The organism is Dactylosporangium sp. CA-052675 (genome assembly GCF_050947935.1).
In the GTDB taxonomy this organism is placed as follows: domain Bacteria; phylum Actinomycetota; class Actinomycetes; order Mycobacteriales; family Micromonosporaceae; genus Dactylosporangium.
This window is the reverse complement of record NZ_CP192010.1, coordinates 3,378,077-3,393,299: the sequence shown is the minus strand read 5'-3', so window position 1 is coordinate 3,393,299 and position 15,223 is coordinate 3,378,077. Positions and strand designations below refer to the sequence as shown.

General features: G+C 71.9%; 12 protein-coding genes. 8 read left to right on the top strand and 4 right to left on the bottom strand.

Annotated features, from left to right (window positions below; all coding sequences use genetic code 11):
- The first annotated feature begins 292 nt into the window (after positions 1–292).
- Entirely contained in the window at positions 293–1,303 is a 1,011-nt protein-coding gene (locus tag ACQP1P_RS15465) for a hypothetical protein (protein WP_433087281.1), read from the top strand.
- A gap of 106 nt (positions 1,304–1,409) precedes the next feature.
- Here the strand turns inward: ACQP1P_RS15465 and ACQP1P_RS15460 are convergent, their stop codons facing one another.
- From ACQP1P_RS15460 to ACQP1P_RS15450, 3 genes are all read right to left on the bottom strand, one after another.
- Positions 1,410–3,050, bottom strand: a complete 1,641-nt coding sequence (locus ACQP1P_RS15460; RefSeq protein ID WP_433087279.1) for a DHA2 family efflux MFS transporter permease subunit — start codon at positions 3,048–3,050, stop codon at positions 1,410–1,412.
- Between the two features lie 39 nt (positions 3,051–3,089).
- A complete protein-coding gene (locus ACQP1P_RS15455; protein ID WP_433087277.1) occupies positions 3,090–3,797 on the bottom strand; it encodes a TetR/AcrR family transcriptional regulator in 708 nt (235 codons plus the stop codon).
- A gap of 528 nt (positions 3,798–4,325) precedes the next feature.
- Positions 4,326–5,828, bottom strand: coding sequence for an NAD(P)/FAD-dependent oxidoreductase (locus ACQP1P_RS15450; RefSeq protein WP_433087275.1), 1,503 nt, complete (start codon positions 5,826–5,828; stop codon positions 4,326–4,328).
- An 85-nt stretch (positions 5,829–5,913) separates the two neighbouring features.
- Between ACQP1P_RS15450 and ACQP1P_RS15445 the strand changes: the two genes are divergently transcribed.
- Positions 5,914–7,107, top strand: coding sequence for a hypothetical protein (locus ACQP1P_RS15445; protein WP_433087273.1), 1,194 nt, complete (start codon positions 5,914–5,916; stop codon positions 7,105–7,107).
- A gap of 209 nt (positions 7,108–7,316) precedes the next feature.
- Positions 7,317–7,508 carry a hypothetical protein gene (locus ACQP1P_RS15440; protein WP_433087271.1) on the top strand — a complete coding sequence of 64 codons (192 nt, stop codon included), beginning with the start codon at positions 7,317–7,319 and terminating at the stop codon, positions 7,506–7,508.
- An 89-nt stretch (positions 7,509–7,597) separates the two neighbouring features.
- Here the strand turns inward: ACQP1P_RS15440 and ACQP1P_RS15435 are convergent, their stop codons facing one another.
- On the bottom strand, positions 7,598–8,311 hold the full coding sequence (locus ACQP1P_RS15435) for a GntR family transcriptional regulator (RefSeq protein ID WP_433087269.1): 714 nt from the start codon (positions 8,309–8,311) through the stop codon (positions 7,598–7,600).
- A 412-nt stretch (positions 8,312–8,723) separates the two neighbouring features.
- Between ACQP1P_RS15435 and ACQP1P_RS15430 the strand changes: the two genes are divergently transcribed.
- Genes ACQP1P_RS15430 through ACQP1P_RS15410 form a run of 5 tightly spaced genes read left to right on the top strand, consistent with a single transcriptional unit; the run spans position 8,724 to position 15,221 of the window.
- Entirely contained in the window at positions 8,724–9,839 is a 1,116-nt protein-coding gene (locus ACQP1P_RS15430; protein ID WP_433087267.1) for a mandelate racemase/muconate lactonizing enzyme family protein, read from the top strand.
- Between the two features lie 49 nt (positions 9,840–9,888).
- A complete protein-coding gene (locus ACQP1P_RS15425) occupies positions 9,889–11,448 on the top strand; it encodes an ABC transporter substrate-binding protein (RefSeq protein ID WP_433087265.1) in 1,560 nt (519 codons plus the stop codon).
- 4 nt (positions 11,449–11,452) lie between these two features.
- A complete protein-coding gene (locus ACQP1P_RS15420) occupies positions 11,453–12,454 on the top strand; it encodes an ABC transporter permease (protein ID WP_433087263.1) in 1,002 nt (333 codons plus the stop codon).
- Positions 12,451–13,341, top strand: coding sequence for an ABC transporter permease (locus ACQP1P_RS15415; protein WP_433087261.1), 891 nt, complete (start codon positions 12,451–12,453; stop codon positions 13,339–13,341). The genes ACQP1P_RS15420 and ACQP1P_RS15415 overlap by 4 nt, the downstream gene beginning before the upstream one ends.
- Positions 13,338–15,221, top strand: coding sequence for a dipeptide ABC transporter ATP-binding protein (locus ACQP1P_RS15410; protein WP_433087259.1), 1,884 nt, complete (start codon positions 13,338–13,340; stop codon positions 15,219–15,221). The genes ACQP1P_RS15415 and ACQP1P_RS15410 overlap by 4 nt, the downstream gene beginning before the upstream one ends.
- The last annotated feature ends 2 nt before the right edge of the window (positions 15,222–15,223 follow it).

Genomic DNA, 15,223 nt, shown 5'->3' with positions numbered 1-15,223 from the left:
AGTTGCGCACCGCAGCGCTCGCTCGGCGGTGGGGATTCGGCCGGGTAGCGCACGGCGAGCGTCGCGGGCTCCCCCGACCATTCCTCGTTGCAGGGGCGGCCGCGGTCGCCGACCTTCGCCTCGCCGGACCGGCACCGGTGTCCTGGCCTGCCGGGACGAATGCCCCTGGCCGGCCGGGACGATCGCGTGGAACCGTACGCGACGCACCGCCCGGGCCCGCGCCGACGGCCGGTTCCGAGCGACCCTCGCGCCCATACCCCGGCCCCGAGCAAGACGAGGAGGTCCACGAACCATGAGTGACACTCGGTTCGCCGCCCCGCAGGTGTTGCGGGTGGCCGGCATCTTGATGTTGAGCGGCGTCCTGTGCCTGGCCGGTTGCACGAACAATCGACTACCGGCCGAGCCGCAGACGAGCCGGCCGGCATCGCCCGGCAGCAGCCCCGTGCCGCCGGGACCGGACGTTCCCCGTCTGCCCGCCGGCCTGGTCTGGTTCGACTGGGAAAACGACAGTGTGAGCGTCTACGACCCGGACGACGGCCACACCGTGTACCAGGCCCAGGTCATCGGCGGGGAGGGCCTGGTCGGGCTGACGGTCTCGGCCGACGGTGGCTCGGCCGTCGGCGAAGACCACTGCAGCCTGCTCGTCTTCCGCTGGGCCGGGCACCAGTTCACCAAGGTCGCGCAGCACCCGAGGCCCGGCGACGGCTGTTACGGGTTCATCGAGTACCGCGAGGGCCGGTTCTGGGCCGAGTCCGGCGACGAGCCGCAGGGCAACCCGCAGGTCTCGCTGGACCCCGCGCAGCCGCAGACGCTACGCGCGGAGGCGACCGTGGACTCCCTCGTCACCGGCGACGTCACCGTCACGGGCCTGGCCGAGTCGCACAGCACCATGACCGCGAGCAGCCGGCGGGCCGGGACGATCGACATCTCCGGCCACGACGGGGCGGGCCGGCCGGTCTCCTACGTGTGCAGGTTCCCGTTCGACCACACGATGGTGCTGTGCACCGCGACGCTGCCGCTGGACCTGCCGGAGGACGGCTGGGCCGAGCCATGGGGCAACGTGGCGGTCGCCAGGGTCGACCTGGCGGCGAAGGTGGTCACCCTCGAACAGGTCATGCCGCCCTCGACGACCGCGGTGAAGCAGATGTTCATCTCGCCGGACCGCAAGGAGATCTTCATCCAGATCAGCGGCGGCTGGTTGCGGGTCGACCGCGCCAGCGGCCAGGCGCGGCGGGTGGCGTCGCGGCTGCCCGCCCAGGAACTGCAGCCCTGGCATGACACTCCGTGGCTGGACTGGTTGTGAGCCGGCCAGTTGACCGGGACCGGCTCAGCTCGAGCATCGCCGAGACGGTCCATTCCAGGGGGTCAGTGGTGGTAGGACTGCGTGGGCGGATCGCCTCCCTTCAGCCTCACGGTGTGGGTGTTCTGGGAAGACTGAGGGTGAGGAGCAGCCCGACGCAGAGGGTGGCGGCCGCGATCCAGAGGGTGGTCTGACTGGCGGTGATCATCGCGTTGGTCGCGGCTTGGGCGATGTCGTGGCGCTCGGGTGAGGTTTGGAGCTCGGCGATGGCGGTTCCGGCGCTCTGGCTGACGGCGGTGGTGAGCGCGTCGGTCGTGGTTGCGGGTAGTTGCAGGGCCGCCAGGTTGTGCTGGGTGGCGTTGGTGAGCTGGTTGATGAGTAGTCCGCCGAGGGCGGCGACGCCGAGGGCGGAGCCGAGTTGGCGGATGGTGCTCTGGATGCCGGAGGCTTGGCCGCTTTGCCGGGGTGGGACGTCTGACAGCAGCAGCGCGGTCAGCTGGGCGGTGGCCATGCCGACCCCGATGCCGTAGAGGAACAGCAGGGCGCAGATCAGCCAGGTGGGGATCGTGGTGGAGACGGTCAGGGCGAGGGCGGCGACGGCGAGGGCTTCGAGTGCGAGTCCGGTCTGGACGATGGCTCGGCGTGACATGCGGGTCGACAGCCGCGGAAGCATGCCGGATATGAGGAAGGTGCCCAGGGCGAGGGCGACGATGACGCCGCCGGTGCCCAGCGCGCTGTAGCCGAGGCTGCCTTGCAGGAGTAGCGGCAGGGTAAACAGCAGGCCGAACTCGCCGAGGGCCACGATCATCGCGGCGATGACACCGGAGCGGAAGCTGCGCAAGGTGAACAGGCGTAGGTCGATGAGTGCGGGGCGGCCGGCAGCTGCGCGGCGGCGTTCGTAGGCGATGAACGCCACGATGAGCACGATGCCGGCGGTCAACGCGAGGGCTACCGGTGAGATCGAGCCGTTGTCCTGCCGCCACCAACCGAACCATTGGCCTTCGATGAGGGCGAAGACGATGGCACCCATCCCGAGGGCCGACAGGGCCACACCGACAGGGTCGCCGCCCGGTGCGGTCGCCGTGTCGCGGGTTTCGGGGACGGCGCGGATGATGCCGATGACGATGAGCAGTCCGATCGGGATGTTGAGCCAGAACGCCCATCGCCAGGAGGCGTCGGCGGCCAGCCAGCCGCCGATGAGGGGGCCGATGGCGGCCATGCCACCGATGGCCGATCCCCAGACGGCGAACGCGATGGTGCGGGCGCGGCCGGAGAACATGGCGTTGAGGGTGGACAGGGTGCTGGGCACGATCATGGCGGCGCCGAGGCCCTGGGCGAGTCGGGATCCGATGAGCATGGGTGCGGTGGTGCTGGCTCCGGCGACCGCCGAGGCGGCCATGAACAGGATCATGCCGGAGAGGAACAGCCGGCGCCGGCCGCGCAGATCGCCGAGGCGGCCGAGGGTCAGCAGCAGGGCGGCGAAGACGAGCGAGTAGGCGGCGTTGATCCATTGCGCGTCGGCGGCGGTGAGTCCGAGGTCTTTGATGACGACGGGGAGCGCGACGTTGACGATCGTGGCGTCCATGATCACGATTGATACGCCGAGGGCGATGCAGGCCAACGCGAGCCAGCCGCGCTTGTCGATGTGTTCCGGGGGCGCCGGTGCGTCCGACCCGCTGGACGGCGGCGCGGCCGGCTCGCCGGCGCCGGGCGTTGTGTGCGGATTCGGGTCGGCTTGAGGGATGCTCACCTCAGCATCTTACCGACATTGTGTCGGTAAGAGCGTGGGTCAATTCGCGAGTTTCACGTAAGGGCCGAGCAGGTCACGGGCGAGGCTGGTGGCGGCGCGCAGTGACAGCCCGTTCTCGATCATGCGGCTGAGGGTGTAGACGATCGACTGGATCAGTTCCGCCGTGCGTTCGGGGTGGGCTGCTCCGTGCTCGGCGAGTGCGGCCTGCAGCGGGACCTGGAGGCTGTCGTGCAGGTGCCGGCTGGAGGCGGCGAGGGCTTCGCTGCTGCCGATGCCCGCAAGCGCCCGGACCAGTGCGTGATCGCCGCGGGCGACCAGCTGCAGGTTGGCCTCGACGTAGGTCAGGATCTTCTCGCCGGGGGTGGTGACGGCGTCCATGTGTTTGCCGACGTAGGCCGCCCAGCGGGGAAACGTGTCGGTGACCAGGGCGTCGAACATGTCGGTGCGGGACTTGAAGTACGAATAGGCGCTGGAGCGGGCGAGCCCGGCGTGCTGGGCGACGTCGGCGAGGCTGGGGATCTGGTCGGGATGCTGTGACAGCAGGGCGCGGGCGGCGTCCAGGAGTGCGGCGCGCTGCGTAGCCCGGTGCTCGGCGACGGTCGAGGCTTGGATCTTCGGCACTGCGGCTCCCGTCCTCCCGGCGACGCACGGCAGCTGGTTCGTGCCAGCGCTTTGCTGTCGTGTGCACTTGGCGGCGGTGCGCCTGCCGTCGACCATCTCGTCGACCGTGCCACAGTATTGCAGCACGTCAGGGTCGTGGGTGTGACGGCACGACCGCCGTGTCCGACGGGCGGGTATTCTCCGCGAGCGCACCGCGCGGTGCCGTCGCGCGGCGCGCCACGGGACCCGTCACGACCGCTCGAGGAAGCCAGCAGACGCCGGAAGCAGGCGGCCGGGCAGACTCATCCGGCAGTCGCTGACACGTCGCCGGGTCCGACGTCGAACGGTGCCCGCCGCCGGCTCCGGGCGGCCTCACTCTCGTCGGGCGGGGGCAGGGGCGGCTGCTGAGCGGAATGCTCCGGCACCTGCGGCACCGCCAGGAACGGCGACTCGTTCGGCCTGTGCACCTTGGAGACGTCCGGGGAAGCGGCCTCATCGGTCATGTTCGGCTCCAATGCAAACGATAGAAGGCGAGCGACGCCCGCTGCCCGCGGGTCGGACGAGCATCAAGCGGAGCGGAGTGCCTGCCAGCGAGGACCTCCGGCAACACCTCGTAGCCTACGCGCTACGCGCTCCGTTGTTGCCACCGCCGCGGCTGCGCCCGCCGGTAGCCCCTCAGCGCCGCCCGCCGCCGCTCGCGGTGGGCACCACGGGCGCGTCGCGGCCCGTCCCGGCCGGGCGGCCGGCGCGGTGCTCCTCCTGGTAGTCGTCGTCGACGTTGACCGACCACACGTCGTGCCCGGCGCCGTCGAGGATGTTCTCCACGGTCAGCATGGCGGTGAGCATCGAGTGGTCCTGGTTGTTGTACCGGTGCATGCCGTTGCGTCCCACCGGGTGCACGTTGGGCACCGCCTCGGCCAGCCAGCGCCGCACGACGCCGAGGTTGGCGTGGTACGCCTCGTCGTACACCGGGTACGCCTTGGGCATCCGCACCACGAAGCCGCGCTCGACGCACCCCGCCGCGACGAGGCCCAGCCGCCGCAGCTCCGCCTCGGCCAGTGCCACGAGGTCGGCGTCGGCGCTGCGCCACAGCTCGTCGTCCTCGAACACGAAATACTCCAGCCCGAGGCAGGTCCGCCCGTCGCGGACGAGGTAGGGCGACCACGAGCCGAAGTTCTGGATCCGGCCCACCCGCACGCCGGGGTCGTGCACGTAGATCCAGGTGTCGGGGAACGAGAAGCGCTGCGGTACCACGAGCGCGACCGTCAGGAAGTCCCGGTGCTTGAGCGCCGCGGCGCACGCGCGCACCTCGGCCGGGGCCGGCGGGTCGAGCCCCAGCACCAGCTCGGAGATGGGCATGGTGGAGATGATCTCGTCCGCCGGCAGGGCGTAGCGCTCCTGCGGGTCCCGGCCGACCTCGACGGCGATCGCCCGGGCGGCACCCGGGTCGCGGCGGATCCGGGTCACCGCCGCGCCGGTGCGGACGGTGCCGCCCAGCTCGCCCACCAGCTCGGCGCAGCGCTGCCACATCATGCCGGGACCGAGCTTCGGGTACTGGAACTCCTCGATCAGGCTGGTCGTGCGCAGCCGGCGCGACCGGGGCAGCAGCGCGCTGAGCGCGGCGCGGCCCAGCGACAGGGTCTTGATCCGCTGCGCCGCCCAGTCGGCCGGGAGGCCGGCCGCGGGCACGCCCCAGACCTTCTCGGTGTACGTCTTGAAGAACATGCCGTACAGCCGCCGGCCGAACCGCGCCGTCACCCACCCCGCGAAGGTGTGCTGATCCGCCGGCGGGCGCAGCTGGGCGTGCAGGTAGGAGCCGACGCAGCGCAGCGCCTCGCCCGGCCCGAGGTTGCGCAGCGCGTTGGCGGGGCGCAACGGGTAGTCGAACAGCTTCCCGCGGTACAGGATGCGGCTCATCCGCGGCCGCCGCAGGAAGTCGTCCTCCGGCAGGATCTCGTGCCACAGCGCCTCCACCCGGGGCACCTTCGTGAAGAACCGGTGCCCGCCGATATCGAAGCGCCAGCCGTCGCAGTGCGCGGTACGGCTGATGCCGCCCACCTCGTCGTCCGCCTCCAGCACCGTGACCGGCACGCGACGGCGGGCCAGTTCGAGGGCGGCCGTCAGCCCCGCCGGCCCGGCCCCCACGACCACGACCGGCCCCGGTTCCCCATCAGCCATGGCCCGTTCTCTTTCGCATCTCACCATCGGCAAACATCCGGTTTCATTGGTGCGATCGGGCGCCGGGGCGGGTAGCGGGCGCTCGGTGCGCGGGCGGCTGGCGAGATGGATCGCGCGGGTACCGCCCCATTGGCGGTACGCGCTGCTGCTGTTCGCCGTGTCCAGGGTCGCGCTGACCCTCCTCGGCCTGCTGGCGCTGCGGGTGTTCGACGCCGCGGGCCTGCCGCGGGCGGACCAGGCGCAGATGCGCCGCGACCAGGCCGCGATCTCCCCCCACCAGTGGTACTCGATGTGGTTCGCCTGGGACTCGTTCCAGTACCGCAACCTCGCCGAGGTGCCGTGGGGCCACTGGGAGCACCTCGGCTTCCCGCTGTTGTACCCCGCGCTGGGCGAGGCGGTCGCCGTCCCGCTCGGCGGCCACACGGAGGCGGCGCTGCTGCTCGTCGCCGACGCGGCCTACGTCGTGCTGCTGGCCTACCTGTACCGGTGGGCACTGCTGGTGCTCGCCCCCGCCGGGCGGCCGGGTGACCCGCCGGATCACCGGGCCGCCCGGCGCACCACCCGCTTCCTGGTGCTCATGCCGGCCGCGTTCCTGTTCCACGCCGCGCTGACCGAGTCGCTGTTCGTGTGCCTGGCCGTGGTGGCCTTCTACCACGCCGAGCGCGGGCGGTGGCTCGCCGCCGGGGTCGCGGGCTACTTCCTGGCGCTGAGCCGCTCGCTCGGGTTCCTGGTGTTCGTCCCGCTGACGCTGTTGCTGCTGCGCGGGCACCGGCCCGGCCCCCGGGCGCCGGCGGCGCTCGCGCGGGCGGGCTGGCCGCTGGCGCTGGTCCCGGCCGGCTGGCTGACGTTCATGGCCTACAGCCGCTGGCGCGTCGGCGACTGGTTCGCCTACCAGCACGAGCAGCAGCGCGGGTGGCAGATCGAGGTACGCGACCCGCTGTGGACGATCTGGCACGGCCTGAGCGGCGCCACGGTGCCGGACCGGGTCCGCACCCTGCTCGCCCTGACGGTGCTCGCCCTGGCCGTTGCCGGGGTGCGGCGGCTGCACCCGGCGTACGCGGTGTACACCGTCGTGCTCGTGCTCATGTCGATGAGCATCGGGCCGCCGGTGTACCGCAGCCTGCTGCGGTACCTGCTCGTGGCCTTCCCGCTCGCCGCGCTGCTGGCCGGCTGGGCGGTGCGCCGGGCGGCCGAGGCGGCGCTCGCCGCGCTGCTGGCCTGCGGGCAGGTCGTGCTGTTCGTACTCTGGATCGCCTACTGGACGCACACCATCATCTGAGGGCCGTTTCGCGGGCGGCTGCCCCGCCGGGCGGCCGCGTCACGGGCGCGACGCACGTGCGCAACACCCGCAGCCGGGTGCGGTGGCGCTTGCGACGTGCCCGGTCGTCCAGGTGGCGTGGGCCTGTCCGACCCGGCGCGTTTGCTTGCCGGCGCCCCGCGCGGGTACCGGCCGGGGGATGGAGCAGACGTCGTCGAAGGAGGCGCCAGGTGCCCAACGTCCAGCAACCCGAGATGCGCCGAAGCGGCAAGGACCCACTCGTGCAGAACAGCGCGGCCAACGTCGCCGAGCAACACGGCGGCGGGCCCGGCGGCGGCCGGCCGGAGCGCCACGGCAAGGTGCCGCCCGACCAGCGCTCACCGTACGGCCCGGGTGGCGAGGGGAACCGCCACGAGCCGTGACGAGCGCGGGGCCGGCCGCGTTGGCGGCCGGCCCCGGCGCGTCGCGCGTGATCAGCACCGAGCCTGCGGGCCGCCCGCCGACGAGCGGGTCAGGCGGGCGTGGCGCCGGCGGGCGTGGCGTCGTTCGACGTCATCAGGTCACCCGGCGCGGAGGCGAGCAGCGCGTGCGTGGTGTAGGAGATGTGCCGGGTCAGTGCGGCCTCGGCTTGCTCGACGTCGCGGGCGAGGACCGCGTCGCGCAGGGCGCGGTGCTCGCCGGCGATGTCGCGGGTGTCCTCGCTGCCGAGGTGCCGCGACCACCGGCGGTAGATCTCGGCGGCGTCGCGCAACGAGTTGGCGATGTCGCGCAGCCGCCGGCTCGGACAGCCCTCGAGGATGGCCGCGTGGAACGCGGCGTGGGCGGCGGCCCAGTCCTCGTTGACGGTCGGCGGCTGGGTCGACGCGAGCTCGGGCGTGCGGTCGAGGGTGTGGTACGCCGCGACGAGGCGTGACTCCCAGGCGAGGTCGCCGTGCGTGATGGCGTGCCGCAGGCACAGGGTCTCGATGTCGATGCGCGTGCTCGTCAGGTCGCGCAGGTCCTCCTCGGACACCTGTGTGACCCGGAAGCCGAGCTGCGGCTCCGACAGCACGAGGCCCTGTTCGACCAGGCGGGACAGCGCCTCGCGCAGGACGCCCACGCTCGTGCCGTAGCGTGCGCCGAGCTCGGCGAACGGCAGCCGCTGACCGGGGAGTAGTCGTCCGGTCAGGATGTCGCCGCGGAGGTTGGTGTAGATGCGCTCCGCGCGGGTTTCACTGCGTGGCATGGTTGACAGTCTAGGAGAATCTTGAGACATCGGCACATTGTCGAAATCGGCGCATGTTGTCGAACACTCGCCGAGGTGGTGGCTGGTCGCCGGGTGCGGCGCTCCGCGTCCGGCCCGTAGCCGCGGCTGACCCGAACGGCCGGCGCCGTCATCCGGTTCAGTGTGCACGGACCCGCGCCGCCGCGTGCGCCCGCCCGCCGTCGCCAATCCGACTGAGCCCGCGGTACCGCCGAACCCGGCGAAATCCCACTGTATCGGAACCTTCTCGGCGAGTGACGTCCCGCGAATGTGACCGAGGATGTAACAGATCGCGGCTGAGATTCGAAAATGTATTGACACCTCGAAGAGACGTTGAACATACTCGGCGATCAAGGGGCCTGCCAGGCACTTCATCGACGAGGAGCGTGGGCCGATGGCGATCCAGCGGGTCGAGGTGTTCCGGCTCTGCCAACCCGTCACGGCGGCGGCCGGTCCGTCCGGCGCCACATACCGGGAACGGCGCAGCATCCTCGTCCGATTACGGGACGGCGACGGGCTCGACGGCTGGGGCGAGACCTACGCCCGCGCGGGAGTCGCCGCGACCATCGAGGAGATCGGTGAGCTTCTCGTCGGGCGGGACGCCGCCGACATCCGTACCCTGATCGACGAGCTCCGGATCGCGACCGCCGATCAGCTCGCGCTCAGCGCGATCGCGATCGCCCTTGACGACCTGCGCGCCCGCCGGCTCGGCGTGTCCATCTCCGCCCTCTACGGTGGCCGCCGGCGCGACACCGTCCGCGGCTACGCCTCCAGCGGTGGCTACGTCGAAGGCGTCGACCCCGAGCGCAGCTGGCCGGACGAGACCACTGCGGCCGTCCGTGCCGGCTTCACCGCGTGCAAGATCCGCATCGGACGGTTCCCGCCCACCCGCGAGCTGCCGATCCTGGCCAACGTCCGCCGCCTGGTCGGCGACGAGGTCGATCTCATGGTCGACGCCAACGGCGCCTACGCGGTGCCCCGCGCCCGTGAGGTCGCCCGGGCCCTGGCGCAGCTGCGCTTCCGGTGGCTCGAGGAGCCACTCATCCGGCACCGCGGCGGCCTGACGTACCCGGGGTACGAGCAACTGGGCGGACTCGACATCGCCATCGCCGCGGCCGAGGGTCTGGAGACGCGGGGCGCGTTCGACGCCTTCCTCAACCGCACGCCGGTCGACATCGTCCAGCCCGACGTCGCGATCTGCGGCGGAATCGGCGAGCTGCTGTTCGTCGCCGATCTCGCGGCGTTACGCGGCCGGCAGTGCGTACCGCACGCGTGGGGCGGCGCGGTGCTCCTGGCCGCGACCCTCCAGGCGATCAGCCTCATCCCCGAACCGTCCGAACTGGCCGGGCCGGACTCCCCGCTGCTCGAGGTGGACCGGTTCGACAACCCGATGCGCACCCGGCTCGCGAGCGAGCCTTTCGCCTTCGCCGCCGGTCGGATGTCCATTCCGGATGGTCCCGGTCTCGGTATCACGGTCGACGAGGACTTCGTCCGGCACGCGGCCGGGTGACCCTGCGCAGCACCCATCAACGCTTGAACTGCAGCGCTCGGAGACCCCCATGACGAATCTGATCAATCGGCGGACGATGTTGAAGGCGGGCGCCGGAGCGGCGCTCGGTGTCGGACTCTTCGGGCTCTCGGCATGCGGTGACGACGGCACGCCGTCATCGTCGTCCAGCGGCGCCGCCGGCACGCCCAAACGGGGCGGCTCCCTGCGCTGGGCGGTCGCCGCCGGGAACGCGACCCAGGTCGCCGATCCGGCCAAGGCCAGCGGCACGATGCCGCTGCTGATCGCGACCAACTGCTACGACACGCTGGTCCGCGCGGACGAGAACTACCAGCTCACGCCCGCCCTCGCGACCGAGTGGGAGTCCACCCCCGACGCGCTCACGTGGACGTTCAAGCTGCGCCAGGGCGTGAAGTTCCACGACGGGAGCCCGCTCACGGCGCAGGACGTCGTCTACTCGTTCAAGCGGATCCTCGACCCGGCACTCGCCGCGGTCGGCCTGGCGCAGATCGGTCCCTACCTGCAACCCTCCGGCATCGCGGCGGTCGACCAGAGCACGGTCAAGCTGACGCTGACCAAGCCCAACGCGTTCATCCCCGTGCTGGTCTCGGCGGCCGGCTTCAGCATCGTCAAGGACGGCACGACCGACTTCAAGACCGGCAACGGCACCGGGCCGTTCACGCTGACCGGCTTCGACGCCGCCGCGCGGACCTCGCTCGCCCGCTTCGACGGCTACTGGCAGGACGGCAAGCCGTACCTCGACGCCGTACAGATCGTGGTCATCGCGGAGGACGCCACCCGGCTGCAGGCGGTGACCTCCGGCAGTCAGGACGTCGTGGACAACATCACCGGCGCCAACACGCTGCTGCTCAAGGGCAACGTCGAGCCGTACATGCTCAAGAACGGCGGCTGGGTCGGCCTGACCATGTTCGGCGACACCGCCCCGTTCGACAACCAGAAGATCATCCAGGCCATGCAGTACGCCGCCGACCGCAAGAAGATGATGTCGGTCGTGGCGCCCGGCATCGACATCATCTCGCCGGACATCCCGATCCCGCCGGCGGACCCCTTCTTCCCGTCCGGTCTGCAGCCGCGCCCCTACGACCCCGACCGCGCCAAGGCCCTGCTGAAGGAGGCCGGCGTCAGCGGCACCTTCGGGTTCGACGTCTACGCCTACGAGGGCGACAAGCTCGACACCGCGGTCAGCTTCAAGAGCACCGCCGAGGCCGGCGGCATCAACGCCAACGTGATCACGTGGCCGCACGCCACCTTCTTCACCGACATCTTCAAGAAGAAGCCCGCGATCGGCATCAGCGTGGCCCGGCTGCACGTGTCGCAGGCCCTCCCCCGGCTGTACGGCAAGGGCGGCGACCTCAACATCACCCACTTCTCCAACCCGCAGCTCGACGAGCTCGTCGCCAAGGCGACCGCGACCACCGACCAGGCGCAGCAGAAGCAGCTCTTCGGCGACGCCCTGGCGATGGTCAACGACACCGCGGCCAATGTGATCCCCGGCTGGGAGGGCCAGGTGTACGGCAAGAACCGCAAGGTCCAAGGGCTGTCCGCCGCCAACGGCGCGCACATGTACCTGGCCGGCGCCTACCTCGCCTGAACCCATGACGCAGACCGCCGCGCAGGCCGGGCGCCCTCGCACACGCAGGGCGCCCCGCCGCCTGCCGTACCTCGTCCGCCAGCTCGGCACGCTCGTGGTCACGCTCTTCGCGATCACCGTGGTGATCTTCGGGCTGACCGCGATCGCCGGCGACCCGGCCCGCGACATCCTCGGCCAGTACGCCACCGACGCCCAGGTGACCGCCTTCCAGCAGATCCACGGCCTCGACAAGCCCGTCGTGGTGCGCTACCTCGACTGGCTCGGCGGGCTCTTCCGCGGCGACCTGGGCATCTCGTACCAGTCCAACGGCCCGGTCTGGGACGTCATCTCGCCCCGGCTCGGCCCGTCCATCGTGCTGGTGCTGTTCTCCTGGCTGCTCACCGTCGTCGTCGCGGTGCCGATCGGGCTCTACTCCGGCGTCCGGCTGCGGGGCCGCCGGGACGCGTCGCTCACGTTCGTGACGCTCATCGTCGCGGCGTTCCCGGAGTTCGTGCTCGGCCTGATCCTGGCCATCGTGCTGGGGATCTGGCTCGCCTGGCTCCCGGTCGACTCGACCGCGGTCAGCGCCGGCGGCGTGTTCGACAGCCCGTCGGCGTACGTGCTGCCCGGCGTCACGATCGCGCTCGGCACAGTGCCGTACATCATCCGCCTCATGCGGGCCAACGCCCGCGAGGTGGCATCGGAGACCTACGTGCGGGCGGCGGTACTGCGCGGGATCTCCGAGCCGTCGCTGTCGCTGCGGCACATCCTGCCCAACGCGGCCCCGCCGGTGGTCACCGCGCTGGGCCTGCAGTTCGCCGGTCTGATCGGAGGCGTGGTGGTTGCGGAGACCCTTTTCGGCTTCCCGGGCATGGGCCAGTTGCTCGCGCAGTCGGCCGCCTCACGCGACGCGCCCGTCGTCGAGGCGCTCGCGTTGATGATCGGCGCGCTGTTCGTGATCGCCAACCTGGCCGCCGACGCGATCGTCGTGTACGTGACCCCGAAGCTGCGGGACACAGTGCGATGAGCGCCGACATCCTGCGCACCGTCACCGCGTCCGACGTCGCAGCGCCCCGCCGGCGCGGGTGGCGCAGCTTCCTCGCCATCCCGCAGGGCGGCATCGGCGTCGCGCTGCTCCTGCTGCTCCTGCTGCTGGTCGTGATCGGGCCGTTCGTCGCGCCCGACACGCCCAACGAGATCAGCGACCAGCCCATCCTCGGCCCGTCCGCCACGCACTGGCTCGGTACCGACGCCTACGGCCGCGACATCCTCAGCCGGGTGCTGCACGGCGGCGCCTCGGTGATCCTGCTGCCGCTGCTCGCGGTCTCCGCCGCGATGGTGGTCGCCACGCTCGTCGGCCTCGTCTCCGGCTACCTCGGCGGCAAGGTCGACGCGGTGGTCACCTGGGTCATCAACATCGCCCTGGCCATCCCGTCGTACCTCGCGGTCCTCGTCGTGGTCGCGGCGTTCGGCGGCGGCGGCGCGGTGGTGGTCACCGCGGTCGCGGTGGTCTACGCGCCCTACATCACGCGGGTGATCCGGTCGTCGACGCAGGCCATCGCGCCGCGCGAGTTCGTGCTGGCCGCCCGCGCGCGGGGCGAGTCGCTGGGCTGGATCCTGTTCCGGGAGATCACCCCGAACATCGGGCCGACCCTGCTCGTGGAGATCGCGTTGCGCTTCACGTACGCCATCATGTTCATCGCCTCGCTGAGCTTCCTCGGCCTCGGCGTGCAGCCGCCCAGCTCCAACTGGGGCGTGATGGTGGCCCAGAACCGCACGCTCCTGCTGGTCTCGCCGGTCGGCGTGCTCGTGCCGGCGCTGCTGATCGGCGTGCTGGCCATCGCGGTCAACCTCATCGCCGACGCGCTGACGCAGTTCTTCGGCGACCGCATCCACGAACGGCTGATGGTATGACGGCGCAGGCCGCGCGGGTGACCGCGCAACGTGACGGCGACCTCGCGGCGGACGGCCTTTCGGTCGGCTACCGGTCGCGTACCGAGCTGACCCAGGTCCTCGCCGACGTGTCGGTACGCCTGCGGCCCGGGCGGATCCTCGGCCTGGCCGGCGAGTCCGGATCCGGCAAGAGCACGCTCGCGCTGTCCCTGCTCGGCTACCGGGTCGCCGGCCAGGAGACGCTCGCCGGCCGGGTCACGTTCGACGGCCACGACCTCGACCGCGCCTCGATCAAGGAGCTGCGCAAGGTCTGGGGCGCGCGGCTGGCGTACCTGCCGCAGGACACCGCCACCTCACTCAACCCGGCGCTGACCGTCCAGCGGCACTTCGTCGAGGTGCTGCGCCGCCACCGCGGCCTGGACACGGCGACGGCCGTCCAGCGCAGCGCCGAGTGGCTCGGCCGGGTCGAGATCCCCGAGCCCGGGACGGCGCTGCACAAGTACCCGCACCAGTTCAGCGGCGGCCAGCAGCAGCGCGTCGCGCTCGCGCTGGCGCTGGCGGTCGAGCCCGAAGTCCTCATCCTGGACGAGCCGACGACCGGCCTCGACGTCGTCACCCAGGCCCACGTCAACCGGCTGATCGTGGCGCTCGCCCGCGACGCCGGCATCGCGGCGCTCTACGTGAGCCACAACCTCGCGCTGCTCGCGACCGTCTGCGACGAGCTGGCCATCATGTACGCCGGCCAGGTCGTCGAGCAGGGCGTCGCGGCCGAGGTGTACGCGGCGCCGCGGCACCCGTACACCGCCGCGCTGATCGGCGCGGTGCCGACGATCGCCTCGGACCGGCCGCTGCACGGCATTCCCGGCATCCCCCGTCCGTCCGTGCCGGTGCACGTCTGCGGGTTCGCCGAGCGTTGCCACCTGCGCCAGGCGGCCTGCGAGGTCGACGTCCCGCTGGTCATCCTCGCGGGCGACCGCGCCGCGCGGTGCGTGCGCCTCGACGACCTCCCGCCGTTCGACCCGGCGGCCGAACCGGCCCCCGCCACGGCGGCGGCCCGGCCGGCGGAGGCACCGGCACCGGCGGCCGGGACGGCGGGCGACGCGATCCTCGCCGTCGACGGGGTCGGCGTCGTCTTCGCCCGGCCCGGCTCGGGCGAGCCGTTCGTGGCCGTCGACGACGTCTCGGTGCGGGTGCCGGCGGGCCGCGCGCTGGGTATCGCCGGGGAGAGCGGCAGCGGCAAGTCGACGCTGCTGCGGGCGATCGCCGGCCTGGTGCGGCCGTCGGCGGGCACGATCACCTATCGCGGTGCGGCGCTGCCCGGGCTGGCCGGTGAGCGTCCCGTCGCGCTGCGGCGGGCGATCCAGATCGTGTTCCAGAACCCCGACGCCACCCTGAACCCCCGGCACACCGTCTACCAGTCGCTCGAGCGGCCGCTGAAGCTGTTCCGGCCCGACATCGCCCGGCGCGACCGGCGCGACGCGGTCGCGGCGATGATGCGCCAGGTGCGCCTCTCGCCGGACCTGCTCGACCGGTTCCCGCGGCACCTGTCGGGCGGGCAGCGTCAGCGGATCGCGATCGGCCGGGCGCTGCTGGCCGAGCCCGAGGTCCTGCTCTGCGACGAGGTCACCTCCGCGCTCGACGTGTCGGTCCAGGCGTCGATCCTCGAGCTCCTCGTGGGCCTGCGGGCCGAGCGGCAGCTGACGGTGGTGTTCGTGACCCATGACCTCGGCGTGCTGCGGGCGGTCGCGGACGAGGCGATCATCCTGCAGCACGGGGTCATCCGGGAGGCGGGGCCGACCACGCGGCTGCTCCGGGCGCCCACGCATCCGTACACGATGGAGTTGATCGCGGCGGTACCGAGCCCGGAGCGGGCCGCGGAGTTTCTCGGTGGAGGGTCCTGACC

Coding starts and splice junctions, on each gene's coding strand:
- ACQP1P_RS15465 (WP_433087281.1), top strand. CDS start 293: ATGAGTGACACTCGGTTCGCCGCCCCGCAGGTGTTGCGGGTGGCCGGC.
- ACQP1P_RS15450 (WP_433087275.1), bottom strand. CDS start 5,828: ATGGCTGATGGGGAACCGGGGCCGGTCGTGGTCGTGGGGGCCGGGCCG.
- ACQP1P_RS15435 (WP_433087269.1), bottom strand. CDS start 8,311: ATGCCACGCAGTGAAACCCGCGCGGAGCGCATCTACACCAACCTCCGC.
- ACQP1P_RS15430 (WP_433087267.1), top strand. CDS start 8,724: ATGGCGATCCAGCGGGTCGAGGTGTTCCGGCTCTGCCAACCCGTCACG.
- ACQP1P_RS15425 (WP_433087265.1), top strand. CDS start 9,889: ATGACGAATCTGATCAATCGGCGGACGATGTTGAAGGCGGGCGCCGGA.
- ACQP1P_RS15420 (WP_433087263.1), top strand. CDS start 11,453: ATGACGCAGACCGCCGCGCAGGCCGGGCGCCCTCGCACACGCAGGGCG.
- ACQP1P_RS15415 (WP_433087261.1), top strand. CDS start 12,451: ATGAGCGCCGACATCCTGCGCACCGTCACCGCGTCCGACGTCGCAGCG.
- ACQP1P_RS15410 (WP_433087259.1), top strand. CDS start 13,338: ATGACGGCGCAGGCCGCGCGGGTGACCGCGCAACGTGACGGCGACCTC.